The following is a 22,988-nucleotide window of genomic DNA, read 5'->3' as shown; positions in this document are numbered from 1 at the left end:
TGGGCGCAATAACCGGGCAGTCGCATCTAGTGGCGGCGCCGGCGCGCAGGCTTGGCTATAGTGGATAAAACCTCGCAGGAGTTTCTTTGCATGAGCGCAACAGCCAATGAGCGTCGACGCTTTCACCGCATCGCTTTCGACGCCCCCACCGAAGTCATCCAAGGTGAGCGGCGCTGGACGGTCGAACTGCATGACGTGTCACTGAAAGGCCTGCTGATCAAGCGCCCGAGCGGCTGGAATGGCGACCCCAACCAACCCTTCGACGCCAATATTCAGCTGGCCGACGATACCCGCGTACTGATGGAAGTGGTGCTGACCCGCACCCAGGACGACCTGCTCGGCTTTGTCTGCCGGCATATCGACCTCGACTCGATCAGCCACCTGCGTCGCCTGGTGGAGCTCAATCTGGGCGATGACAGCCTGCTCGAGCGCGAACTCGCCGCCCTCGGCGAAGAAGACGAGTAAACAAAAAGGAGGCCTAGGCCTCCTTTTTAATGCCTCGCTGCTCAGCTACTCGAACAGCGCATCCAGCGCCTGCTCCAGGCGCGTTACCGCAATCACCTGCAAACCCGCCGGCGGATCTTTCGGCGCATTGCCCTTGGGCACGATGGCGCGCTTGAAGCCGTGCTTGGCCGCCTCTTTCAGACGCTCCTGACCGCTCGGCACCGGGCGGATCTCACCGGACAGGCCAACCTCGCCGAACACCAGCAGGTCATGCGGCAGCGGCTTGTTGCGCAGGCTGGAGATCACCGCCGCCATCAGCGCCAGGTCGGAGGCGGTTTCCAGCACCTTGACCCCACCGACCACGTTGAGGAACACGTCCTGGTCGTGGGTCGGAATACCGCCATGCCGATGCAGCACAGCCAGCAGCATGGCCAGGCGATTCTGATCCAGGCCCAGGGTCACGCGACGCGGGTTGGCCATGTGGCTGGTATCGACCAGCGCCTGCACTTCCACCAGCATCGGCCGGGTACCTTCCCAGGTAGCCATCACCACGCTGCCCGGCACTTCCTCCTGGGCGCGGGTGAGGAAGATCGCCGAGGGGTTGGTGACCTCTTTCAGGCCCTTGTCGGTCATGCCGAACACGCCCAGTTCGTTGATCGCGCCGAAGCGGTTCTTCACCGCGCGTAGCAAACGCAGGCGGCCGTCGGACTCACCCTCGAAATACAGCACGGTGTCGACCATATGTTCAAGCACCCGTGGCCCGGCCAAAGCGCCTTCCTTGGTGACGTGGCCGACCAGGAAGATCGCCGTGCCGCTCTGCTTGGCATAACGCACCAGCAGCGCCGCACTCTCACGCACCTGGGCGACGCCGCCGGGGGCCGATTGCAACTGCTCGGTGAAGATGGTCTGGATCGAGTCGATCACCATCACCTTGGGTTTTTCCAGGCGCGCGGTGGCGATAATCAGCTCGATATTGGTTTCGGTCATCACCTTGAGCTTGTCTTCCGGCAAGCCTAGGCGGCGCGCGCGCATGGCCACCTGCTGCTGGGATTCCTCGCCGGTGACGTACAGCGCTGGCAGGCGCGTGGCGATATTGCACAGGGTCTGCAGCAGGATGGTCGACTTGCCGATGCCAGGGTCGCCACCGATCAGAACCACCGAGCCGTCCACCAGGCCGCCGCCGAGCACGCGGTCCAGCTCGCCGGAGGCGGTGGAGAAGCGTGGCACCTCCTCGACGCTGACCTCGGCCAGGGTCTTGATCTGCGCCTGCTCGCCGGCCCAGCCGGCACGCCCGCTGGGCGTTAGCGCATTGGCCTCGATCAGGGTTTCCACCAGGGTGTTCCAGGCCCCGCACTCGCCGCACTGGCCGGCCCATTTGGGAAAGGTCGCGCCGCACTCGGTGCAGCCATACATGCGTTTGGCCTTGGCCATGCCGAACTCCTTAGAAAGCTGAGCCCGGATGATACGAAATAGCTGGATATATTTACAGTCTTACACCGCTATCCCTTGCAACCGTTGCCACAACCGCAGCACTGCCCGGCGGCACGTTTGAGGCGGCGTGCGAGGTCATCCTTGAGGCCGACGCGCTCCTGCTTGAGTGACGCCAGGGTCGCTTCAGCCAGCACGTCACGACCCGCCTCGATGCGGCAGATGCGCTTGTCCAGGGTTTCGTAGCTGTCGGCCAGGCGAGCAAAGTCGGCGTCACTGCTGCGCAGCTCATGCAGCGCGCCGCGCAGTTCGGGGAAATCCTTGATTAGGGGATGGTGTTCGACGTGCATGCGGGCATTCCTCTGGGATAGTCACTGCCCGCAGACTATCCCTTGCTGCGCAGCCAGTACTTGACCCGGATCAAGCCAATGCCGCTATGGCGTGCCGCGCAGCAAGGTGGCCAGTTCGTCCTTGAGACTGACGCGCTGCATCTTCAGGCCAAGCAGGAGCATCTCATCCATGGCCACCCGCCCGCTTTCCGCCTCATAGATGCGTTTGTCGAGTTCTTCGTATTCCTCTGCCAGGCGACCGAAGTGCCCGTCCGCAGACAGCAGGGCCTGCAACTGCGCCTTGAACTCGGGAAACTCGCGGTGCAGCGGATGATGTTCCAATGGCATAGCAGCATCCTCATGGCAGACATGCCTTTAAGCCTAGCCCAGTGCAGCGTGCTCTGCCGGGACGCAGGCAGAACGGGCTTGGATGCCAGGCGAATGGCGCATTACACTCTCTGCAACCTCACCTCTCAGGGAAAGAAGCATGGGCATTCTCAACGAATTCAAGGCCTTCGCGGTCAAGGGCAATGTGGTCGACATGGCCGTCGGTATCATCATCGGCGCGGCCTTCGGCAAGATCGTCTCGTCGTTCGTCGGCGACGTGATCATGCCGCCGATTGGCCTGCTGATTGGCGGGGTCGACTTTACCGATCTGGCCATCACCCTCAAGGCCGCCGAAGGTGACCTGCCAGCTGTGGTAATGAGCTATGGCAAGTTTATCCAGACCATCCTCGACTTCATCATCGTCGCCTTTGCCATCTTTATGGGCGTCAAGGCGATCAACCGCCTCAAGCGTGAAGAAGCCGCCGCACCGGAAGCGCCGCCGGCTCCGACCGTGGAGCAGGAACTGCTCAGCGAAATCCGCGACCTGCTCAAGGCGCAACAGACCAAGGACTAACTCCTCGGCAAATGAAAAAGGCACCCCTCGGGTGCCTTTTTTGTGGATGGTCGTCGCTGTAGATGGCCAGGGGCTCGAGCAGCCCGCTACCAGTAATTCTCCACCGCCACCTGCCCGGGCCGGCGGGTCAGGCTGAGTTGCAGGTCACGCTGCTTGAGCAGGCTGCGGGTGTCGTCGATCATCTGCGGGTTACCGCAAATCATCAGCCGCGAGCGGGCCGGCTCCAGGCTCAGGCCGGCCGCGCGTTCGAGCTCGCCATTGCTGAGCAAGGTGGTGATGCGCCCATGCAGGCAGCCCGCCGCCTGCTCACGGGTGACCAGGGGCAGGTAGACAAACCGCTCGGCGTACTCCTGCAGATGCTCCTGCTGCATCAGCCCCTGAATCAGCGGCTGATAGGCCAGCTCGCTGGTCGTGCGCGCGCTGTACACCAGCACCACACGCTGGAAGCGTTGCCACACCTCCAGCCCCTGCAGGATCGACAAAAACGGTGCCAGCCCGGTGCCGCTGGCCAGCAGCCAGAGGTCGCTGCCGTCGACGAAACGATCGAGGGTAAGAAAGCCCAGAGCCTGCTTTTCCACCAGCAGGCTGTCACCCACCTTGAGACGGCTCAGCTCGGAGGTGAATTCACCGTCCGGCACGACGATGGAGAAGAACTCGAGAAACTCATCATGGGGGGCCGAGACCATCGAATAGGCGCGCCAGACCACCGAGCCATCAGCCTTCTCCACACCGAGGCGGGCGAACTGCCCGGCGCGAAAGCGAAAGCCCGGATCGCGCGAACACCGCAGGCTGAACAGGCTCGGTGACCAGACCTGGATATCGGTCAGGGTTTGCCGGGTGAATTTGTCGTCTGCGGCCATGGTTACACCAAACGCGTGCGGGGTTGCACGCACCCAGTGTCGCGCAAAGCCCGCCCGACAAACACCGGCAAACCCTGGGGGCTCTCAGCCTGTAACGTTCAGAACCTGTTCACGATCTCGCGAGCTAGAGCCATACAAGGCGCTACGTTAGTAACAGCCTCCGGCTGGTCAAGCAGGCGAGGAAGCGGAGTTTACTGGCTGTAAATGAGTATTACTCGTTTCACTCGCCCTTCGGGTCGCGCTAAAGCGCGTTAGCCGCAAGCGGCTTCCGAGCCTGTTTTTAACGCAGTAGGGCCGACGCGCAGCAGATCGTGGACAGGTTCTAGCGGCGGTTGACCGCCTGCGCGGCACGTAGCACGTCGGCACCGATTTCCGCTTCGTAGGTCTTCCAGATCGGGCTCAGCGCAGTGCGCCAGACGGCACGTTCTTGCGCTGTAAGGGTGATCACCTTGGCCTTGCCGGCGGCGATGATGCGTTCGCGATCATTATTGTTCAGCGTCTCGGCGTCCTGGTTCACCGAGTAGCTGACCTCTTCGATGATCGCTTCCAGCTCGGTGCGGGTCTGGTAGGGGATGCTGGCCCAGAACTCCTTGCTGCTGATCAGCATGTAGCTCAGCGAACCGTGGTTGAGCTCGCTGATAAACGGCTGCACCGTATCGACCTTCTGGCTGGCGATGTTCGACCAGGGGCCTTCGGTGCCCTGGATGGTGCCGGCCTGCAGCGCCTTGAACGCCTCGGCGAAGGGCATCTTCACGGTTGTGGCACCCAGCTGGCGGAACTGCGCTTCCAGCACCGACGAGGGCTGGATACGGAAGGCCAGGCCCTTGGCATCCTCGGGCTTACGCAGCTCGCGGTTGGCGGTCAGCTGCTTCATGCCGTTATTCCAGTAGGCCAGGCCGTAGATACCCTGGCTGGACATGGAATGCAGCAGCTCGCGACTCTTGTCACGCTTCTGGAAGCGTTTGACCGCCTCCAGGTCGTCGAACAGGAACGGCAGGTCGAACACCTGCAGCTGCTTGGTGTAGGCCTCGAACTTAGACAGCGACGGCGCGAGCATCTGCACCTTGCCAGCACGCAGTGCATTGATCTCGTCGCCATCGCCGAACAGCATCGAGCTCGGATAGACCTCGACCGCCACCACACCGGCCAGGCGCTCTTCCACCAGTTTCTTGAACAGCAGCGCACCCTTGCCCTTAGGCGTGTCTTCGGCCACCACATGGGAGAACTTGATCACGATGGGAGCCTTGGCAGCGGCCAGGACCGCGCCGCACGGCAGCAGCGCGGCAAGGGTGAAACACAGCAGAGACTTGAACATGCACATACCTTTTCTGTTGCAAATAGAACGCCGTGAAGCCTGCATCGGCAGGCCTCATGAGAGAGGGTGTTGGCTAGCAATGGCTCAGCGCATGCGCGCAGCGGCGGCACGTGGCTGATCATCAGGCGCTACCAGATCGCGACCGGCGCGGGGCCAGGGTCTGGTTATTATTCGGAGAGCTGATCGTGATGACTTGCCGGTCTTCGACACGACTTGGCAGATCAGCAAGGGGGCGGCATTTTTCGGTAAAGCCGGCGGCGGCACAACCCTGAATTTGCCCAACCAGCTCTCAGTTTCGAGACTTTTCTGCCGCATGCATCGACAATAGCGGCCCAATGCCCTCTTCATCGCCTTAGCGGCCCGCCGCCCGAGTTTCCCATGCCTGTGTTCAGCACCCCGTTTGCCCAACTCGACCTGATTCGCCAACCCGACCAGCCGAACGAGCCGCTGCAGGCGTTCGATGCTGCGGACGAATACCTGCTCAACCATCTGCATGAACAAGGGCTGGCGAGCAGCGCGCGGGTATTGGTGCTGAATGACAGCTTCGGCGCGCTGGCCGCCAACCTGGCCGGGCAGGCGCAGGTGACCAGCAGCGGCGACTCGCATTTGGCCCAGCTGGGGTTGCAGATCAACCTGCGGCGCAACCAGCTGCCAAGCGAGGCCGTGCGCTTTGTGCCCGCCAGCGCCGCAGCCCAAGGCCCCTTCGATTTCGTACTGATTCGCGTACCCAAGACCCTGGCGCTGCTGGAAGAGCAGCTGATTCGCCTGCACGGCCAGCTGGCTCCCGGCGCACAGGTAATTGCCGCGGCGATGGTCAAGCATCTGCCACGTGCGGCCGGCGAGCTGCTGGAAAAATATATCGGCCCATTGCAGGCCTCGCTGGCGGTGAAAAAAGCCCGCCTGCTGCTCGCCACACCTGAAGCCAAGCCGGCCCCGGTATCGCCCTACCCCACGCGCTACCGCCTGGAAAAACCGGCCATCGAGCTGCTCAACCACGCCAATGTGTTCTGCCGCGAAGACCTCGACATCGGCACCCGCGCCCTGCTGCCGCACCTGCCGAAACACCTGGGGCGCATTCGGGTGGCCGACCTCGGTTGCGGCAACGGCGTACTGGGTATCGCCTATGCGCTGGGCAGCCCGCAGGCCGAGCTGACCCTGGTGGATGAGTCCTATATGGCGGTGCAATCGGCGCAAGAGAACTGGCGCACGGCGCTGGGTGAACGCCCGGCAGAGATCCGCGCCGGCGATGGCCTGGCCGAGCAGGCGGAGGATTCGCTGGATCTGGTGCTGTGCAACCCGCCGTTCCACCAGCAGCAGGTGGTCGGCGACTTCCTCGCCTGGCGCATGTTCCAGCAGGCCCGCGCAGCCTTGGTCAAAGGCGGCGAGCTGTGGATAGTCGGCAACCGCCATCTGGGCTACCACGCCAAGCTGGGCCGTTTGTTCCGTGGTGTTGAGCAGGTGGCGGCGACGCCAAAGTTTGTGGTGCTTAAAGCGATCAAATAAACACCACCACTGCGGCATGCCTTTACGGTGTCCCCATCCCCGCAGCCTGCATAAACAGCCGCAGCAGATAGGACACCGCACCCAGGGCCAGCACACTGCCGGCCCAGATCAGCACCAGCCAACCAAGCCGCTGCCACAGCGGCTTTTTCTCTTCTACATCGTTCATCACTCGCACCTTAGTGATAGCCATCTTCTTCGGTAACCTTGCCGCGGAACACGTAATAGCTCCAGGCGGTGTACATCAGGATAAACGGGATGATAAACAGCGCCCCAACCAGGATAAAACCCTGGCTCTGTGGCGGTGCGGCGGCCTCCCAGATGCTAATCGATGGCGGGATGATATTTGGCCACAGGCTGATGCCCAGGCCGCTGTAGCCGAGAAAGATCAGCGTCAGGGTCAGCAGGAACGGCGAGTAGTTGGCGTTGCGCGCCACCGCGCGCAGCAGCGCCCAGGTGCACAGCATTACCAGCAGCGGCACCGGCATAAACCAGAAGATATTCGGCAGGCTGAACCAGCGCTGCGCGATATCGGCGTGCGCCAGCGGCGTCCACAGGCTGACGATGCCGGTAACGCCGAGCAGCACGAATACCAGCGGCCGCGCCATATCGTGCATCTGCTGCTGCAGGCGACCTTCGGTCTTCATGATCAGCCAGGTGCAGCCGAGCAAGGCGTAGGCGGCAATCAGCGCCAGGCCGCAGAACAGCGAGAACGGCGTCAGCCAGTCCAGCGCGCCGCCGACATAGACTCGATCGACCACCTTGAAACCGTCGATATAGGCCCCCAGCGCCACGCCCTGGAAGAAGGTCGCAGTCAGCGAGCCGCCGATAAACGCCTTGTCCCAGATATGCCGCCTGGCGGCCTTGGCCTTGAAGCGAAACTCGAAGGCCACGCCGCGAAAGATCAGCCCCAGCAGCATAAAGATCAGCGGCAGGTACAGCGCGCTGAGCACCACCGCGTAGGCCAGCGGAAACGCACCGAACAGCGCCGCGCCGCCGAGCACCAGCCAGGTTTCGTTACCGTCCCAGACCGGCGCTACGGTGTTCATCATCACATCGCGTTCGCCTGCGCTTTTGACGAAGGGGAAGAGGATGCCGATGCCCAGGTCGAAGCCGTCCATGACCACGTACATCATCACCCCGAAGGCAATGATCACGGCCCAGATCAGCGAAAGATCAACGCCCATATTCAATTCCTCTCAGCCAGTGAGTCGCCACGTTCTTCATCCGGCCCGTCTTCCAAGCCCTCGGCGGGCGCGGACAGCGGACGCGACGGCGTGCGTTTCTGGCCAGGCCCGCCCTCGGCGGTTTCCTTGCCTTCGTCGGTGATCGGGCCTTTGCGCACCAGGCGCATCATGTAGCCGATACCGGCACCGAACAGGGCGAAATACACCACCACAAACAGCACCAGGGTCAGGCTCATCTGCGCAAAACTGTGCCCGGAGGAGGCATCAGCCGTGCGCATCAGCCCATGGATAATCCAAGGCTGGCGGCCGACCTCTGTGGTGTACCAACCGGCAAGGAGGGCGATGATCCCCGACGGCCCCATCCACACCGCCAGATGCAGCAGAGGACGGGACTGGAACAGCGTGCCGCGCATGCGCGACCACAGCCCCCAGAGACCGGTGAGGATCATCAGCATGCCGATGCCGACCATCACCCTGAAAGTCCAGAACACGATGGTTGAATTGGGCCGATCTTCCTTGGCGAACTCCTTCAGCGCCGGCACCTGCTTGTCCAGACTGTGGGTCAGGATCAGGCTACCGAGCACGGGAATCTCGATCTTGAAGCGAGTCTCCTCGCGCTGCATATCCGGCCAGCCGAACAGGATCAGCGGGGTCGGCTCGCCCGGTTTGTTCTCCCAATGGCCTTCGATCGCAGCGATCTTCGCCGGCTGGTACTTGAGGGTATTCAGGCCGTGAAAGTCGCCGATTACCGCCTGGATCGGCGCTACGAGCAGCGCCATCCACATGGCCATCGACAGCATCTTGCGGATCGCGGGGTTATCGCGGCCGCGCAGCAGGTGCCAGGCCGCCGACGCACCAACGAAGAAGGCGGTGGCGAGGAACGCCGCAGTGGCCATGTGCAGCAGGCGATAAGGGAACGAGGGGTTAAACACCACGGCGAACCAGTCCACCGGGATCACCCGGCCGTCGATGATCTCGAAGCCCTGCGGGGTGTGCATCCAGCTGTTGGAGGCGAGAATCCAGAAGGTCGAGATCAGCGTACCGACCGCCACCATCACCGTGGAGAAGAAGTGCAGGCCTGGGCCGACGCGGTTCCAGCCGAACAGCATGACGCCGAGGAAGCCCGCCTCGAGGAAGAACGCGGTGAGCACCTCATAGGTCAGCAGCGGCCCGGTGACCGCCCCGGCAAAGTCTGAAAATGCGCTCCAGTTGGTGCCGAACTGGTAGGCCATGACCAGACCGGAGACCACACCCATGCCGAAGTTGACGGCGAAAATCTTCGACCAGAAGTGGTACAGGTCGCGGTACACCTCCTCGCCCGTTTTCAGCCACAAACCCTCCAACACCGCCAGGTAACTGGCCAGGCCAATGGTGATGGCCGGGAAGATGATGTGGAACGAGATGGTGAATGCGAACTGGATTCGGGCGAGATCGAGAGCCTCCAATCCAAACATGGCGTTTCCTCAGTCAGGTGGTACGGGGCATGGCGCACGGGCGCAAGCCAGTCACGAGCAAGCAGTCAGGGGACGTTATTATTCTGTGGCCTTCGAGCAGGGCAAAAAGCCCTCACAACCGCGCGCCAAAGGCGTTGACGCAGATCAAGGCATGACCTAAAGAGTAGCGCCTCGCTGGCTAAATTCTGCTGTGGTTGATTGTCGCGCGACGAGCTGCCACAAGGGCTGCGCACCTCACGATTGCAACAGCGCCTCGGGGCGGTCGACATCGCGCAGCACGCCAGGGTCCTGCAGCACAACGCCGTGGCACGCCGACGCATTCGCCTGCAGCAGCGCGCGCGCGCCTTCATCGCCTGTCAGGTTCTGCAGGTGCGCCCAGAAAGCGCGGCCGAACAGCACCGGATGGCCGCGCTGGCCATCGTGCAGCGGGTAGACAATCCGTTCGGCAGCCGCCTGAGTGGCGAGCTGGCGCAGGCTGTCCGCGCTGACCCAGGGCATATCGCCGAGCAGCACGGCGATGGCGTCGGCGTCCGACCCGGCCAGGGCGCGCATCCCGGCGGCCAGGCTATGGCCCATGCCCTGGTCGGCATCATGGCAACGGATAATCCGGCACGCAGCTGACAGCCCGAGCGCCAGCGCATCGTCCTCGTTGCGCAGCAGCACATGCACCTCACCGAACACCTGCTGCGCCCGCTCGACACTGGCGGCCAGCAAGCTGCGCCCATCCGGCAAAAGCGCCAGGCGCTTGTCACTGCCAAAGCGTGTGCCACGACCGGCCGCGAGCATCAGGGCGAGCACCTGGGCCATGCTAGAGCGCGTCTCGCGCCAGGCCGTTACGCACCCGCAGGATATCGGCGAGTACCGCCAGGGCGATTTCCGCCGGGGTCTTGCTGCCCAGGTTCAGGCCGATCGGCGCGATGATCCGCGCCAGCGCAGCATCATCCAGGCCGCCAACCCGGCGCAGGCGCTCGAAGCGTTTGCGGCTGGTGACCATGGAGCCCATCACGCCGATATAGAACGCCTCGGTGCGTACCGCCTCGATCATCGCCAGGTCGTCGATGCGCGGGTCATGGGTCAGCGCCACCACCGCGGTGTCGGCATGACAGCCGCCCAGGCGGATCACCTCGGACGGCAGCTCGCGGCGGATCTCCACCCCCGGCAATTCGACGCCTTGCAGCACTTCCTCGCGCGGGTCGCAGAGCACCACCTCAAAGCCCAGGCTCTGGGCGAACTCGGCACACACCTGGGACACCGAGGAGTACCCCGCGATCAACAGGCGCTGGGCCGCCCCCATGCGCAGGCGTAGCAGGTTCGCCTGACGCTCCACCCGCGGCCCCTGCACAGCGTCCGCCAACAGGCGACGCTCACCGGTTGGCAGCGCCACTTCGCGAATCAGCCGGCGCTGGCCGGCCAGTGCGCTCTCCAGCTCACGCAGGTGCGCCTGTACCTCGCAGTCGGCCGCCAGGTTTTCCACCAGCACTTCCAGCACGCCGCCACAGGGCAGGCTGATCTGCGAGTGTGGGTCGCTGCCATCGCCGTAACGCAGCAGATGAATCGGCTCGGGGAAGGCCCCAGCGGCCAGGCGCTCGAGAAATTCATCCTCGACGCAACCACCGGACAACGAGCCGATCCACTCGCCCTGGGCCGTGGCGGCCAACAGCGAGCCCGGCGCACGCGGGGCCGAGCCGTAAGTGGCCAGTACCGTGCACAACCACACGCGCTGCCCTGCCGCCGACCACTGCAAGGCCTTGCGCAGCACCAGCAGATCGAGGTGCTGCATCAGCGTCTACTCAGCATCAATGGCCCTTCTCGCTGCGCAACTGGCTGACCTGCTGCGGGCTCAGCTGAGCGTCCAGGCCGCCCCAGGTCTGCCGCAGGTAGTGCAGCAGGTCACGCATCTGCGTGTCATCCAGGGTGTCGCTAAAGCCTGGCATCGGCTGCATGCGCTCGAAGCCGGTGAACTGCTGCTCCTTGATGCCGTCGTCGATCACCCGCAACAGGTTGCGCGAATCGCTCAGGCGCAGGGTGGTGTTGCCGTCCATGGCCACGGCCACGTGCGGAATGCCCTCTCCCGCTGCACCGTGGCAACCGGCGCAGACATTGAGGTAGTGCTGACGGCCCTGCTGAGCGCTCTCGTCGAGTTTGTCCACGCCGACGCTGGCGACCTTGCGCGGCTCAGGCGGCTGGTCGCCGAGCAGGTAGGTGGCCATGGCCTTGTGGTCGTCTAGCGGCAGGTACTGGGTGCTGTGGTGCAGCACCGGGTACATCTCATTGAACATCGAACCCTGGGCGCTGATGCCGTGCTTGAGGAAGGTCGCCAGGTCATCGGTGCTCCAGCCGCGCGCGGCCAGATCCTCGGCCAGCAGGCTCGGTGCTTCGTAACCGAGCAGCACGCCGCCCTGCATGCGCTGATCCTGCTGCAAGGCACCGAGGGCATTGCGCGGGGTGTGGCATTCGCCGCAGTGACCCAGCACCTCGACCAGATACTGGCCGCGCTGCCAGGGCTCACCCTTGCCTTCGCTCGGCTGCAACTCCACGCTGTCCTTGTACAGCAGGTTCCAGAAGCTCATGCCGAAACGCAGATTGAACGGGAAGGCCAGGTCGGTCTGCGGGCTGGGCTTGGCGATCGGTTCCAGGCTCATCAGGTAGGCGTAGATGGCGTCGGAATCTTCGCGCTTGAGCAGGCGATAAGAGGTATAGGGCATGGCCGGATAGAGCTGGGTGCCGTCCGGTTTCTCGCCCTCGGTCACCGCACGATAGAAGTCATCGGCCGTGTACTCACCGATACCATGCTGCTTGTCCGGGGTGATATTGGTGCCGTAGATGGTGCCGAACGGCGACTCCAGCGGCAGGCCGCCAGCGTATTCGGCACCGCCCTCGATGCTGTGGCAGGCCACGCAGTCGGCGGCGCGCGCCAGGTATTTGCCGCGCTCGATCAGTTGCTTATCGACCGCCTGGGCAGCCACGGGCAGTAACAGGGCGGCAGCGATCAGAAAACTCTTCATGCTTAACCCTCCTTGACCAGGCCGAGTGACTCCACCACATCGCGGGCGGCGCTGTAGTAGCGCACATAGCCGGTGCAGCGGCAGATGTGCTTGCCCAGGGCGTCTTCGATCTCGCCCTCCAGCTCGCTGCGTTTGACCGGCTGGCGTTGCAGTTTTTCCACCAGCACGGTGGCGGCGTTGACGTAGCCGGGGGTGCAGTAGCTGCACTGGAAGGCAAACTTGTCGACGAACTTCTGCTGGATCGGGTTGAGTTCGCTGACCTCGCCCTGGGCGTCACGCTTGGCGTGGCCTTCGATGGTGCGCACGCGCTTGCCGTCGAAGAAATGCGCGCCGGTGATGCAGGTGCGGATCTCCTCGCTGGTGCCGTCAGGCTTGTCGAGGATCGCCACACAGGCGTGGCACACGCCCTGGCCGCAGCCCAGGCGCGAACCGGTGAGGTTCAGGTGTTCATGCAGAAAGTCGATCATCATCAGGTCGTCCGCCACTTCCATTGGGCCGACAGCCTGGCTGTTGATGATCATGCTCAAAACGCGCTTAGCCATGGAGGGCCTCCTTGATGCGGGCCGGGGTCAGGGGGAGTTCGCGCAAGCGCTTGCCGGTGGCATGCGCCACGGCGTTGACGATGGCACCGACCACCGGAATCATGACGACCTCGGCGATACCCTTGGCCGGGTCGCTGGGTGATAGGGGCGGCAGAATCTCCGCGGTTTGCGTCCACACGGCGCAGTCCTTGGCACGCGGCAGCTGGTAACGGTTGAAGTTCCAGGTGCCGTCGCCGGGGCCGCCCTCGTACAGCGGCATTTCTTCCAGCAGCGCATGGCCGATGCCCATAGCGATACCGCCTTCGAGTTGGCCGAGCACCAGTTCCTCGACAATCACCCGGCCGCATTCGAGCCAGGAGTGATGGTTGATCACCCGCGCCTCACCGCTGCCCTTGTTGACCTTGACCTCGACCAAAGTGGCCACCGGGCTGTAGTAGGTGACCATGGCGTTGTTCAGCTGGGTCACCGGGTAGTCGATGCTGACGCGGTCGAGCAAGTGGAAGCCGTTACGGCTCATCTGCGCCTTCTGCGCCGCAGTGGCACCGTCACCGTATTTCACCGCCAGGGCGTCCAGCGGCACGCGCTCGCGCTGGCCGTTGATCTCAAACTCGCCCTCGGCCCAGCTCCAGCGGTTGAAACCGTGCACGCTGATGCCGGTGACCAGGCCCAGCTCGTGGGCCTTGTGCGCCAGCAACTTGAAAGGAATCGGCGGCATGCCGTCGGCGGTCAGCTTGCCCTCGATCCAGTGCGCATTCTCACGACGCACCACGTAAGGGTTGGCCAAACCGCCATGCTCGCCTCGGCCCCAAATGGCCATGGCCGCCGGCCACAGACCGTGGATAAACAGCAGGCGCGCCGCCTCACGGGTGGAGTGGCCGGTGTAGTAGGAGGAGTTGGTCGCCGACGACGGCGAGGCCAGCTTGCCGACCCAGCGCGGGTTGCGCAGCGCGGCGTCCTGCTCGGCCTGGCTGATGATGTAGGGGTTGCTGCTGGTGGTCAGGGCCAGCTCGCTCCACTCGGTTTCGCCGGTCTTGATTTCATCGGCGGGTTGGCCGAGGTAATCGGCGACCAGCAAGGCCTGCGCGGTGGCCATGCCGGTGCCCATGTCGATGGCGATCTGGCGCAGGCTGACGCGGCCGTCGGCGCTGAACTCCAGGCTGGCCATCGGTGCTTCGGAGCCGGTGCCGAAGTCCTTCTGGCAGATGGCGAAGCCGACGCCGTAGAGGTTGTCCGGATCTTCGGCATCGAAGCGTTTTTTACGCTCGACGCGATCCTTCCATATCTCGTGCTGCGCAGCCTTGTCGAGGATTTCGTCGAGGCGCAGGGCACCGGCCGGGATCGCGCCCTGGGTGTTCTTCATGCCGGACTGGAACACGTTCTTCTTGCGCAGTTCGATGGCATCGATATTCAGCCGCCCGGCCACTTCGTCCACCATCATTTCGGTGGCGGCCATGGTCTGCAGGGTGCCGTAACCGCGCATCGAACCGGCTTCCACGCCGCGCGAATAGTAGGCGGTGGCCGCCAGGTCGCTACGCGGCAGGTAGTAGATCGACTGCGCAGCCGTGGCACCCACCGCCGCCACCGAGGAGCTGTAGTTGACACGACCGCCGCCATCGACATCCATATGTGCACGGAAGATCTGGAAGCTGTGGTCGGCCTTGTTCACCGCCAACTGGTAGTGCATGTCGAAGGGATGACGCTTGATCCCGCTCTGGAACTGCTCGTAGCGGTCATTGGCCAGACGCACCGGCACCCCGTCGCCGTACATAGCCGCGAGGGCGGCGTAGAAGACGTGGATATTGTTGTCCTTGGAGCCGTAACCGACGGTGTAGCCGGGGTGCATGCTGAGCTTCTTCACCCCGAACTTGGAGGGCGCGAGCATATGCGCGCACTGCTCGGCCACTTCGAACGGGCACTGGGTAGCGACTACGAAATGCAGGGTGCCGGTGGCGGCGTCATACCAGCCATTGCCGTTGTCGGCTTCCAGCGCGGCCGGCTCGATGGATTGGGTCTTGAAGCGCTCGTCGAACACCAGCCAGTCGTCCGGCGGCGTCTGCAGCTGATTGAGCATCTGCTCGGCGTGGTACAGGCCCTGCTGGGTCAGGTCGCCGCTGACCTTGCCTTCGCCCCAGGCCGGCTTGCGGTTGTGGATCAGCGGAAACAGCATGCTGTCCTTGAGGCTGGAGAAGGTGTCCGGCTCAAACGGCGTGCTGCCGCCGACGCGCACAAAGCGGAAGCTGCCGTAAGGGTCGCTCTGGAACGCCGCGGCTTTTTCGCCGTAGCGAATCACCTTGTCGTTGAACTTGAGGATGTTCTTGGCCTGGCGATAGTGTTCGAAATCCTTCCAGATCAGCAGCGCCACCGGATGGCCGATAAACATCGGCACCTGGCCCTCGGGCAGCAGCGGGTCGAGGTTGTGGCCATAGGGAAAGGTGATGCCGTCTTTGACCAGATCGCTGGCGGTGACCACCCGCTGCGGCTGCAGCTCGGCCGGCAGCACCGAGAGGTCGAAGCCCTGATACAGCTGCTCGGTGCGCGTAGCCTTGAGCAACAGCGCATGGCCTTGCTGCTGCGGCCAGCCGGGCATGTCCTTGGCGCGGATATCGCGGGCGAACACCTTGCCGCCCACGGCCTTGGAAACCCCATCGATACGCGCCACGGCCTTGCCACTGGCGGTGTACCAGGGCTGCGGCATGGCGGTTACCTGCGCCTCGAACAGGGCGGCAAAGGCCTTGCTGCCCAGCGGGGCGAAACTGATGCCGATACCGGCGATGACGCTGCCTTGCAGGAAGGCGCGACGGGACAACTCAGGAGTGGACATGTCCGATCCTCAGGGCCAGAAACAGGCTGGCCGTTTATTTGAACAGGAAATAAACCGTCGTCTCCTCGCGTACCGGGAGGGACGAGATAAGCGTAGACGACGAATTAACTTGACCCAAAAGTCAGATTCTAACCAAGTCATTGCCGCATAAGAAGAAAAACTGTCCTTGAGGTCAGTATTTATTCCGCACGGACACTTGTTTCGGGCCAGACAGCCGCAGGCAGATAGATAGATGAAGCAACGGCCGCGCTCGACCCGGGGCTGGTCGAATGGGCGGCGTTTTTTGCCGGGCGCGCGGCTTAACCGACCAGCATGGCCTCGGCGACCTGCTTGCGCACGGCCTTGCCGCATAGCTGCTCGACCAGGCACAGGGCAAATTCCAGTGCAGTACCCGGGCCCTGACTGGTGATGCAGTTGCCATCGACCACCACGGCCTGGTCGACAAAGCTGCAGCCACTCAGGCGATCACTGAAGGCCGGGTAGCAGGTCATCCGCCGCTGCTTGAGCACCCCATACTGCTGCAGGGCCACAGCTGGGGCGGCGCAGATGGCGGCGAACAGTTTGCCGGCCTTGGCCTGCTCGCGCACCCGCTCGGCCAGCGGCTCATGCTCAGCCAGGTGCTGCGCGCCCGGCATGCCACCCGGCAGCACAATCAGGTCAAACGCCTGGGCCAGCACGTCGACCAGCATGGCGTCGGCGGTCAGGCGCGTACCACGGGCGCAGGTGATCATCCGGCGGCTTTCGATGCTGGCCACCACCACCTCGATTTCGGCGCGGCGCAGCACATCGATCAGGGTCACGCACTCGAGGTCTTCGACGCCATCGGCAACGCTGATAAGGGCCCGTGCGGTCATCTGCTTTCTCCTTGCAATACGGGTTCTGAAACTGTCCGAGTGGTCATAAATTCACCCACTCCGGACGAGCTGATATGATGCGCGACTTTTTTCAGATCGCCAGCAAAATCATGCACCCGTGCATGGATGTGCTTTGCTTTCGGTTGGCATAACCACGGCGCGATAGCCGTTATTGGGAGTTCCGCATGCTGGAAAGACTGTTCCAACTCAAGGCACATAACACCACGGTGCGCACCGAGTTCCTCGCTGGCCTCACCACCTTCCTGACCATGGCGTACATCCTCTTCGTCAACCCGAGCATCCTCGGCGAAACCGGCATGGATAAAGGCGCGATCTTCGTCGCCACCTGCCTGGCGGCGGCCATCGGTTCGGCAGTCATGGGCCTGATCGCCAACTACCCGATCGCCCTGGCCCCCGGCATGGGCCTCAATGCCTTCTTCACCTATACCGTGGTGCTCGGCATGGGCCACACCTGGCAGGTGGCGCTGGGTGCGGTGTTCCTCTCAGCGTGCCTGTTCTTTCTGCTGTCGATCTTCAAAATTCGCGAATGGATCATCAACAGCATCCCGCTGGAGCTGCGCTCGGCGATTGCCGCCGGTATCGGCCTGTTCCTCGCGCTGATCGCCCTGCAAAGCGCGGGCATCGTGGTGGATAACCCGGCCACTCTGGTGGGCATGGGCGACCTCAGCAAGCCACCAGCGCTGCTGGCGATCCTCGGCTTCTTCCTGATCGTCGGCCTGGAGGCACGCAAGGTCACTGGCGCAGTACTGATCAGCATTCTGCTTATCACCGTACTGAGCATCGCCCTGGGCATCTCCAAGTTCGGCGGCGTGGTGTCGATGCCGCCGTCGCTGGCCCCGACCTTCTTGCAACTAGACATCATGGGCGCGCTGGATATCGGCCTGATCAGCGTGATCTTCGCCTTTCTCTTCGTCGATCTGTTCGACAACTCCGGCACCCTTATCGCCGTGGCCAAGAAGGCCGGCCTGATGCGCAAGGACGGCTATATGCCGAAGATGGGCCGCGCCCTGATCGCCGACAGTACCGCGGCGATGACCGGCTCGCTGCTGGGCACCTCGACCACCACCAGTTATATCGAGTCGGCAGCCGGCGTTGCCGAAGGCGGACGCACCGGCCTGACCGCCTGCGTGGTCGCCGTGCTGTTCCTCCTGGCGCTGTTCTTTGCCCCGCTGGCCGGTAGCGTGCCGGCCTTCGCCACCGCACCGGCGTTGATGTTCGTCGCGGTGTTGATGGCTGCCGGTCTGGCCGAGATCGACTGGAGCGATATCACCGTCGCCGCGCCGGTGCTGATCACCGCCCTGGCCATGCCGCTGACCTTCTCGATTGCCTCCGGCATCGCCTTCGGCTTTATCGCCTGGGTCGCGGCCAAGACTCTAGCCGGGCGCTGGCGCGAGCTGAATGCCATGCTGGTGATCCTCGCCGTGCTATGTGTGATCAAGCTCGGCCTGTTCTCCTAAGAATCCCGGATCTGCTGCGCGTCGGCGATACTGCGTTAAAAATGGCCTCGGAATGCTCATTTACAACTCGTAAACTCCGCTTCCTCGGCCATTTTTGCCTTGTCTCGCTCTAGCTCGCGAGATCCGAAACAGGTTTTAAGTGCTGAGCCTCAATGCTGCGGGCGCTGCCCGCAGCTGCAGTAACCCCTAGATTGCCGAGTAGTCCATGAGCCGTTCTTCGTTCGATCCCGCCACCTATGTCGCCCAGCTGGCTGACAAGCAGCAGCGCCTGAGCGAGTTGCTGGCCCCGTTCGACGCGCCCGCCCCCGAGGTGTTCGAGTCGCCGCGCGAGCATTACCGCCTACGCGCCGAGTTCCGCCTGTGGCGTGAAGGCGAGGATCGCCACTACGCGATGTTCGAAGCCGGCGACAACCTCAATCCGATCTTCTTCGAAGACTTCCCGATCGCCAGCGCGCAGATCAATGCGCTGATGCCGCGCCTGAAAAGCGCATGGCAGATGAGTTCTGCTCTTTCCTTCAAGCTGTTCCAGGTCGAGTTTCTCACCACCCTGGCCGGCGACGGGCTGATCACCCTGTGCTACCACCGCCCGCTGGATGCGGCCTGGCAGGCCGAAGCCGAAAAGCTCGCAGCCGAGCTGCAGGTCAGCATCATCGGCCGCTCCAAGGGCAAACGCAGTGTGATAGGCCGGGACTATGTCGAGGAACAACTGCAGGTCGCCGGTCGCCAATTCAGCTACCGCCAACCCGAAGGTGCGTTCACCCAGCCCAACGGCGAGGTGAACCAGAAGATGCTCGGCTGGGCCTATGACGTGCTGGGCGAGCGTGGGGATGACCTGCTGGAGCTGTATTGCGGCAACGGCAACTTCACCCTGCCGCTGGCCACCCGCGTGCGCAAGGTGCTGGCCACCGAGATCAGCAAATCCTCGGTCAACGCCGCGCTGGCCAATCTGGCCGACAACGGCGTGGATAACGTGACGTTGGTGCGCCTGTCCGCCGAGGAGCTGACCGAGGCGCTCAATGAGGTGCGGCCGTTCCGCCGCCTGGCTGGCATCGACCTGAAGAGCTACGACTTCGGCAGCGTATTTGTCGACCCGCCGCGCGCCGGCATGGACCCGGACACCTGCGAGCTGACCCGGCGTTTCGAGCGCATCCTGTATATCTCCTGCAACCCGGAGACCCTGGCCGCCAACATCGCCCAGCTCCACGACACGCACAAAATCACCCGCTGCGCGCTGTTCGACCAGTTCCCCTACACCCACCATATGGAGTCGGGTGTGCTGCTGGAACGCCGCTAGCGTTACCACGCCACCCAGCGCTTCGCTCGGGACTGGCAACAGACCCATCGGCGGATTGGCGCAAGGTCTCGGCACCCGGCCTAGACTGCGGTGGCCCGGGTGCATGGACACCCACCTGCCAAGGAGTCATTGATGCGTCGTTATCTGCTAGCCCTGCTGTTGCCACTGCTGAGCGCCTGCACCAGCACGCCCGCCTCCACGGTGCAGGTGCTACCCGCCGCTCAAGAACGCCAATACCAGACCTTCAACGTTCGCGCGATCCGCGCCAGCGGTCACCGTGCGGATCTGGAGCTGCGCTTCAACCAGGCCGTGCAGAATGCGCTCAGCGCCAAGGGCTACCGCTTCACTGAAACGCAGCCCGATATGCAGGTTATCTACGCCCTGGGCCTGGAGCAGGAACAAGGGATTGAACTGGCCCCGGTGGCGGTAGGTGGCAAGGTCTACACCCAGACCCGGGCCACCGACGATGAACGCGCGCGCCTGGCCCTACGCATTCTCGACAGCAAGACCCAGGCGGTGCTGTTTCAGGCGCAGATCAACCGGCAGCTGCACAACCCGGACATGAGCCAGGAAAACTTCGACCGCGGAGTGGCCGAGATACTCGACGGCTTCCCCGCCGCGCGTTGACTCAGCCGCGCTGCAAACCCCGCAGCGCCCAGAAGCACAGCCCCGCCGAGACCACTTCCAGCAGCAGCGCGTAGAGGTTGAAGGTCTGCTGCGCGCCACCGTCCAGCCACAACCCGCCTATGCGCGCCAGGGCCAGCGAGCTGTAGAGCAGCACCAGCAGGGTCAGCGCCGCGCGGGTCAGGTCCAGGCGAGTCAAGGCCAGGCCGATAAACGCCGCCAGGCCGATCTGCAAGCCGCCGTAAAATGCCCGGACATCGGTGGCCGCCGCCGGGGCCATCAGCAGCATGCCGCTGAGGTTGGCCATTTCATGCGGGCGAACAAAATAGGCCAGGCCCAGACCGGCCAGCGCCAGCAGTTGAATCAGCAGAATTACCCGTGCAACCAGCATGCAAAGCGTCCTTACCCCGAGAGTTGTGCGCGCAGCATAAGCCGCCTCGCACGATCCGCAAAACCGCCATCACTTGGGCTCGCCCGCACACAGCGCTATGCTCGCCCTATTCCCCCTCGAGAGCCTGCCCCATGCGCCACCTTATTCTGCTCGCCGGGCTGTTTAGCAGCCTGGCCAATGCCAGCGAAGCACTGACCATCGATGTACACCGCGACCCGCATTGCGGCTGCTGCAAAGCCTGGATCAGCCACCTGCAAGACAACGGCTTCAAGGTCAACGACCACGTCGAAGACAACATGAGCGCGCTCAAACAGCGCCTCGGCGTACCGCCGCGCTTGGCCTCGTGCCATACCGGGGTGATCGACGGCCAGTTCGTCGAGGGTCATGTGCCGGCGGCCGACATTCTCAAACTGCGCCAGCAGCCCGACCTGCTGGGTGCCGCAGTACCGGGCATGCCCACCGGCTCACCGGGTATGGAGCGTGGCGATATTCGCGATGCCTACCAGGTCATCGACCTGGATAAACAGGGTAAGGAACGCGTGATCAGCGACTACCCCAGCAACTGAACAGCTGACGACCGGGCTGGACAAGCGCCGCCACCCGGCAACACTCAAGGGCGCTAAACCCACAAAGGAATGCAGCAGATGCGCTGGAATCGGGCAAGACGCAGCGACAACGTAGTGGATGCACGCAGCGCCGGTAGTGGCGGCATGCGCATGGGCGGCGGCAAGGGCCTGACCCTCGGTGGCGTCGCGGTGGTGGTGATCATCGGCCTGCTGAGTGGGCAAGACCCCATGCAGATCCTCGGGCAACTGGCCGGGCAAGCCATGCAAGGCGGCGCGCCGGTCCAGCAGAAAAGCTCGGCACCACCGGCCAACGATGAGCAGTCGGAGTTTGTCCGCGCCGTCCTCGGCGACACCGAAGACACCTGGCGCGAGCTCTTCCAAAATGCCAAACAGCAGTACCGCGACCCGACCCTGGTGCTGTTTCGCGGCGGAGTGAATTCCGCCTGCGGCTTTGCCAACTCGGCGGTCGGGCCGTTCTACTGCCCGGGTGATCAGCGGGTGTATATCGACCTGGCGTTCTTCCGCGAGCTGGAACAACGCTTCGGCGCAGCCGGCGACTTTGCCCAGGCCTATGTGATTGCCCACGAGGTCGGCCACCATGTGCAGACCCTGCTCGGCGTCTCGGCGAAGGTCAACGCTGCCCGTCAACGCGGCGAGCGGGTAGAAGGTGCCACGGGGCTATTGGTGCGTCAGGAGTTGCAGGCCGATTGCCTGGCGGGCGTCTGGGCCTACCACGGCCAACAGCGGCACGACTGGCTGGAGCCAGGGGATATCGAAGAGGCGCTGAACGCCGCCAATGCTATCGGCGATGACCGCCTGCAGAAACAGGCCCGCGGTCAGGTGGTGCCGGACTCCTTTACCCACGGCAGTTCGGAGCAGCGCGTGCGTTGGTTCAAGCAGGGGTTTGCGCAAGGCAATGTGGGCAGCTGTGACACTTTCAAGGCCACGCGACTGTAGTCTTACGGCTCCCGTAGGGTGGATGTCGCTCCACCCATCCACCACCCTGCATCCAGATGGTGGATGAAAAAAGCGTCATCCACCCTACAGACTGACTGATACGGGCGGGCCGGCGCAGGCCCGCCCATTTCACTTCACTGCGCCCAGGGCGGCGGCGGTTCTTCGCCCCTGGGTTCGTCTTCGGCATTCAGCAGCGCCTGGCGGCGCGCTTCGTCGGCCAGGGCGGCCTTGATCTCGCGCATCACCGCGTCGATATCAGCGGCCTCTTCCGGGTCGTCGAACTCGCCGGTCAGCGGGCTATCCGGGGTCAGCTTGCCGGCCTCGAACAGCGCCCACATCTCCTTGGCGTACTTGGTGAACTTCAACTCGGGGGCGAACTGACCGAAGTAGGCAGACATATTGCCGACATCACGCTCAAGCATCTTGAACGCATGGTTGTTGCCGGCTGCATCCACCGCCTGCGGCAGGTCGATGATCACCGGACCATCGGGGCCGAGCAGCACGTTGAATTCCGACAGGTCGCCATGCACCAAGCCGGCGCAGAGCATCTTGACGATTTCCGCAATCATAAAGGCATGAAATTCGCGGGCGTCATCCGGGTGCAGGTCGACATCATTCAGGCGCGGCGCGACATCGCCCTCGCCATCGGTGACCAGCTCCATTAACAGCACGCCTTCGAGGAAGTCATAGGGTTTGGGCACCCGCACCCCGGCACTGGCCAGACGGAACAGCGCCGCCACCTCGGCATTCTGCCAGGCATCTTCCTGGCCTTTGCGGCCGTACTTGGAGCCCTTGGCCATGGCCCGGGCATCGCGAGTGTTACGAACCTTGCGACCTTCCTGATACTCGGCGGCCTGACGGAAGCCACGCTTGTTGGCTTCCTTGTAGACCTTGGCGCAACGCAACTCGGTGCCGCAGCGCACCACATAGACGGCGGCTTCTTTACCACTCATCAGCGGGCGTATCACCTCGTCGACCAGACCATCCTCGACCAGGGGCTCAATACGTTTTGGTGTCTTCATCAGCTTTAATCAGGGG

At 63.5% G+C, this 22,988-nt stretch carries 24 protein-coding genes; 8 read left to right on the top strand and 16 right to left on the bottom strand.

Going from position 1 to position 22,988, the window contains the following annotated elements:
* The first annotated feature begins 90 nt into the window (after positions 1–90).
* On the top strand, positions 91–465 hold the full coding sequence (locus WBK23_RS09005) for a PilZ domain-containing protein (RefSeq protein WP_424483631.1): 375 nt from the start codon (positions 91–93) through the stop codon (positions 463–465).
* Between the two features lie 45 nt (positions 466–510).
* Here WBK23_RS09005 and radA read toward each other — a convergent pair whose 3' ends face one another.
* From radA to WBK23_RS08990, 3 genes are all read right to left on the bottom strand, one after another.
* A complete protein-coding gene (gene radA, locus WBK23_RS09000; protein WP_424483630.1) occupies positions 511–1,875 on the bottom strand; it encodes a DNA repair protein RadA in 1,365 nt (454 codons plus the stop codon).
* A 68-nt stretch (positions 1,876–1,943) separates the two neighbouring features.
* Positions 1,944–2,222: a YdcH family protein gene (locus WBK23_RS08995; RefSeq protein WP_424483629.1), complete on the bottom strand. Its 279-nt coding sequence runs from the start codon at positions 2,220–2,222 to the stop codon at positions 1,944–1,946.
* A gap of 84 nt (positions 2,223–2,306) precedes the next feature.
* The gene (locus WBK23_RS08990; RefSeq protein WP_424483628.1) at positions 2,307–2,549 is read right to left on the bottom strand and encodes a YdcH family protein; all 243 of its coding nucleotides are present in this window, start codon (positions 2,547–2,549) and stop codon (positions 2,307–2,309) included.
* Between the two features lie 139 nt (positions 2,550–2,688).
* On the opposite strand from WBK23_RS08990, the gene mscL reads away from it, so the two are divergent.
* Positions 2,689–3,102, top strand: coding sequence for a large-conductance mechanosensitive channel protein MscL (mscL, locus tag WBK23_RS08985; RefSeq protein ID WP_424483627.1), 414 nt, complete (start codon positions 2,689–2,691; stop codon positions 3,100–3,102).
* Between the two features lie 86 nt (positions 3,103–3,188).
* Here mscL and WBK23_RS08980 read toward each other — a convergent pair whose 3' ends face one another.
* Together WBK23_RS08980 and WBK23_RS08975 are read right to left on the bottom strand one after the other, a co-directional pair.
* The gene (locus tag WBK23_RS08980; RefSeq protein ID WP_424483626.1) at positions 3,189–3,962 is read right to left on the bottom strand and encodes a ferredoxin--NADP reductase; all 774 of its coding nucleotides are present in this window, start codon (positions 3,960–3,962) and stop codon (positions 3,189–3,191) included.
* 322 nt (positions 3,963–4,284) lie between these two features.
* The gene (locus WBK23_RS08975) at positions 4,285–5,277 is read right to left on the bottom strand and encodes a DctP family TRAP transporter solute-binding subunit (protein WP_424483625.1); all 993 of its coding nucleotides are present in this window, start codon (positions 5,275–5,277) and stop codon (positions 4,285–4,287) included.
* A gap of 378 nt (positions 5,278–5,655) precedes the next feature.
* On the opposite strand from WBK23_RS08975, the gene WBK23_RS08970 reads away from it, so the two are divergent.
* Positions 5,656–6,780 carry a methyltransferase gene (locus tag WBK23_RS08970; protein WP_424483624.1) on the top strand — a complete coding sequence of 375 codons (1,125 nt, stop codon included), beginning with the start codon at positions 5,656–5,658 and terminating at the stop codon, positions 6,778–6,780.
* Positions 6,781–6,802: 22 nt separating this feature from the next.
* On the opposite strand, the gene WBK23_RS08965 is transcribed toward WBK23_RS08970, so the two are convergent.
* From WBK23_RS08965 to WBK23_RS08925, 9 genes are all read right to left on the bottom strand, one after another.
* Positions 6,803–6,946 carry a DUF2474 domain-containing protein gene (locus WBK23_RS08965; RefSeq protein ID WP_339730371.1) on the bottom strand — a complete coding sequence of 48 codons (144 nt, stop codon included), beginning with the start codon at positions 6,944–6,946 and terminating at the stop codon, positions 6,803–6,805.
* A 10-nt stretch (positions 6,947–6,956) separates the two neighbouring features.
* A complete protein-coding gene (gene cydB, locus WBK23_RS08960; RefSeq protein ID WP_424483623.1) occupies positions 6,957–7,964 on the bottom strand; it encodes a cytochrome d ubiquinol oxidase subunit II in 1,008 nt (335 codons plus the stop codon).
* A 2-nt stretch (positions 7,965–7,966) separates the two neighbouring features.
* On the bottom strand, positions 7,967–9,418 hold the full coding sequence (locus tag WBK23_RS08955) for a cytochrome ubiquinol oxidase subunit I (protein ID WP_424483622.1): 1,452 nt from the start codon (positions 9,416–9,418) through the stop codon (positions 7,967–7,969).
* Positions 9,419–9,652: 234 nt separating this feature from the next.
* Positions 9,653–10,225: a nucleotidyltransferase family protein gene (locus WBK23_RS08950; RefSeq protein ID WP_424483621.1), complete on the bottom strand. Its 573-nt coding sequence runs from the start codon at positions 10,223–10,225 to the stop codon at positions 9,653–9,655.
* Between the two features lies 1 nt (position 10,226).
* Positions 10,227–11,198 carry an XdhC family protein gene (locus WBK23_RS08945; RefSeq protein ID WP_424483620.1) on the bottom strand — a complete coding sequence of 324 codons (972 nt, stop codon included), beginning with the start codon at positions 11,196–11,198 and terminating at the stop codon, positions 10,227–10,229.
* 16 nt (positions 11,199–11,214) lie between these two features.
* On the bottom strand, positions 11,215–12,423 hold the full coding sequence (locus WBK23_RS08940; protein WP_424483619.1) for a cytochrome c: 1,209 nt from the start codon (positions 12,421–12,423) through the stop codon (positions 11,215–11,217).
* Between the two features lie 2 nt (positions 12,424–12,425).
* The gene (locus WBK23_RS08935; RefSeq protein ID WP_424483618.1) at positions 12,426–12,965 is read right to left on the bottom strand and encodes a (2Fe-2S)-binding protein; all 540 of its coding nucleotides are present in this window, start codon (positions 12,963–12,965) and stop codon (positions 12,426–12,428) included.
* A complete protein-coding gene (locus tag WBK23_RS08930) occupies positions 12,958–15,786 on the bottom strand; it encodes a xanthine dehydrogenase family protein molybdopterin-binding subunit (protein WP_424483617.1) in 2,829 nt (942 codons plus the stop codon). The genes WBK23_RS08935 and WBK23_RS08930 overlap by 8 nt, the downstream gene beginning before the upstream one ends.
* A 299-nt stretch (positions 15,787–16,085) precedes the next feature.
* Positions 16,086–16,640 (bottom strand): DJ-1 family glyoxalase III, encoded by a 555-nt coding sequence (locus tag WBK23_RS08925; protein WP_424483616.1) that lies wholly within the window; start codon positions 16,638–16,640, stop codon positions 16,086–16,088.
* Positions 16,641–16,825: 185 nt separating this feature from the next.
* Between WBK23_RS08925 and WBK23_RS08920 the strand changes: the two genes are divergently transcribed.
* The 3 genes from WBK23_RS08920 (at position 16,826) to WBK23_RS08910 (ending at position 20,039) form a co-directional block, all read left to right on the top strand.
* Complete coding sequence (locus tag WBK23_RS08920) at positions 16,826–18,118, top strand: NCS2 family permease (RefSeq protein WP_424483615.1); 1,293 nt, start codon at positions 16,826–16,828, stop codon at positions 18,116–18,118.
* Between the two features lie 205 nt (positions 18,119–18,323).
* On the top strand, positions 18,324–19,412 hold the full coding sequence (gene trmA, locus WBK23_RS08915; protein ID WP_424483614.1) for a tRNA (uridine(54)-C5)-methyltransferase TrmA: 1,089 nt from the start codon (positions 18,324–18,326) through the stop codon (positions 19,410–19,412).
* A gap of 132 nt (positions 19,413–19,544) precedes the next feature.
* A complete protein-coding gene (locus WBK23_RS08910) occupies positions 19,545–20,039 on the top strand; it encodes a DUF4136 domain-containing protein (RefSeq protein WP_424483613.1) in 495 nt (164 codons plus the stop codon).
* 1 nt (position 20,040) lies between these two features.
* Here WBK23_RS08910 and WBK23_RS08905 read toward each other — a convergent pair whose 3' ends face one another.
* Positions 20,041–20,427 carry a DUF4345 domain-containing protein gene (locus WBK23_RS08905; protein ID WP_424483612.1) on the bottom strand — a complete coding sequence of 129 codons (387 nt, stop codon included), beginning with the start codon at positions 20,425–20,427 and terminating at the stop codon, positions 20,041–20,043.
* A gap of 131 nt (positions 20,428–20,558) precedes the next feature.
* On the opposite strand from WBK23_RS08905, the gene WBK23_RS08900 reads away from it, so the two are divergent.
* Both WBK23_RS08900 and ypfJ read left to right on the top strand, forming a co-directional pair.
* Positions 20,559–20,993 (top strand): DUF411 domain-containing protein, encoded by a 435-nt coding sequence (locus tag WBK23_RS08900; protein WP_424483611.1) that lies wholly within the window; start codon positions 20,559–20,561, stop codon positions 20,991–20,993.
* Between the two features lie 78 nt (positions 20,994–21,071).
* Entirely contained in the window at positions 21,072–21,950 is an 879-nt protein-coding gene (gene ypfJ, locus WBK23_RS08895) for a KPN_02809 family neutral zinc metallopeptidase (protein WP_424483610.1), read from the top strand.
* Positions 21,951–22,084: 134 nt separating this feature from the next.
* Here ypfJ and WBK23_RS08890 read toward each other — a convergent pair whose 3' ends face one another.
* Entirely contained in the window at positions 22,085–22,972 is an 888-nt protein-coding gene (locus tag WBK23_RS08890) for a PA4780 family RIO1-like protein kinase (RefSeq protein WP_424483609.1), read from the bottom strand.
* Positions 22,973–22,988 lie beyond the last annotated feature (16 nt).

This window comes from Pseudomonas sp. (assembly GCF_049653025.1).
Lineage (GTDB): Bacteria > Pseudomonadota > Gammaproteobacteria > Pseudomonadales > Pseudomonadaceae > Aquipseudomonas.
The sequence above is the reverse complement of the archived record's forward strand: the minus strand, read 5'-3'. Positions and strand labels throughout refer to the sequence as shown.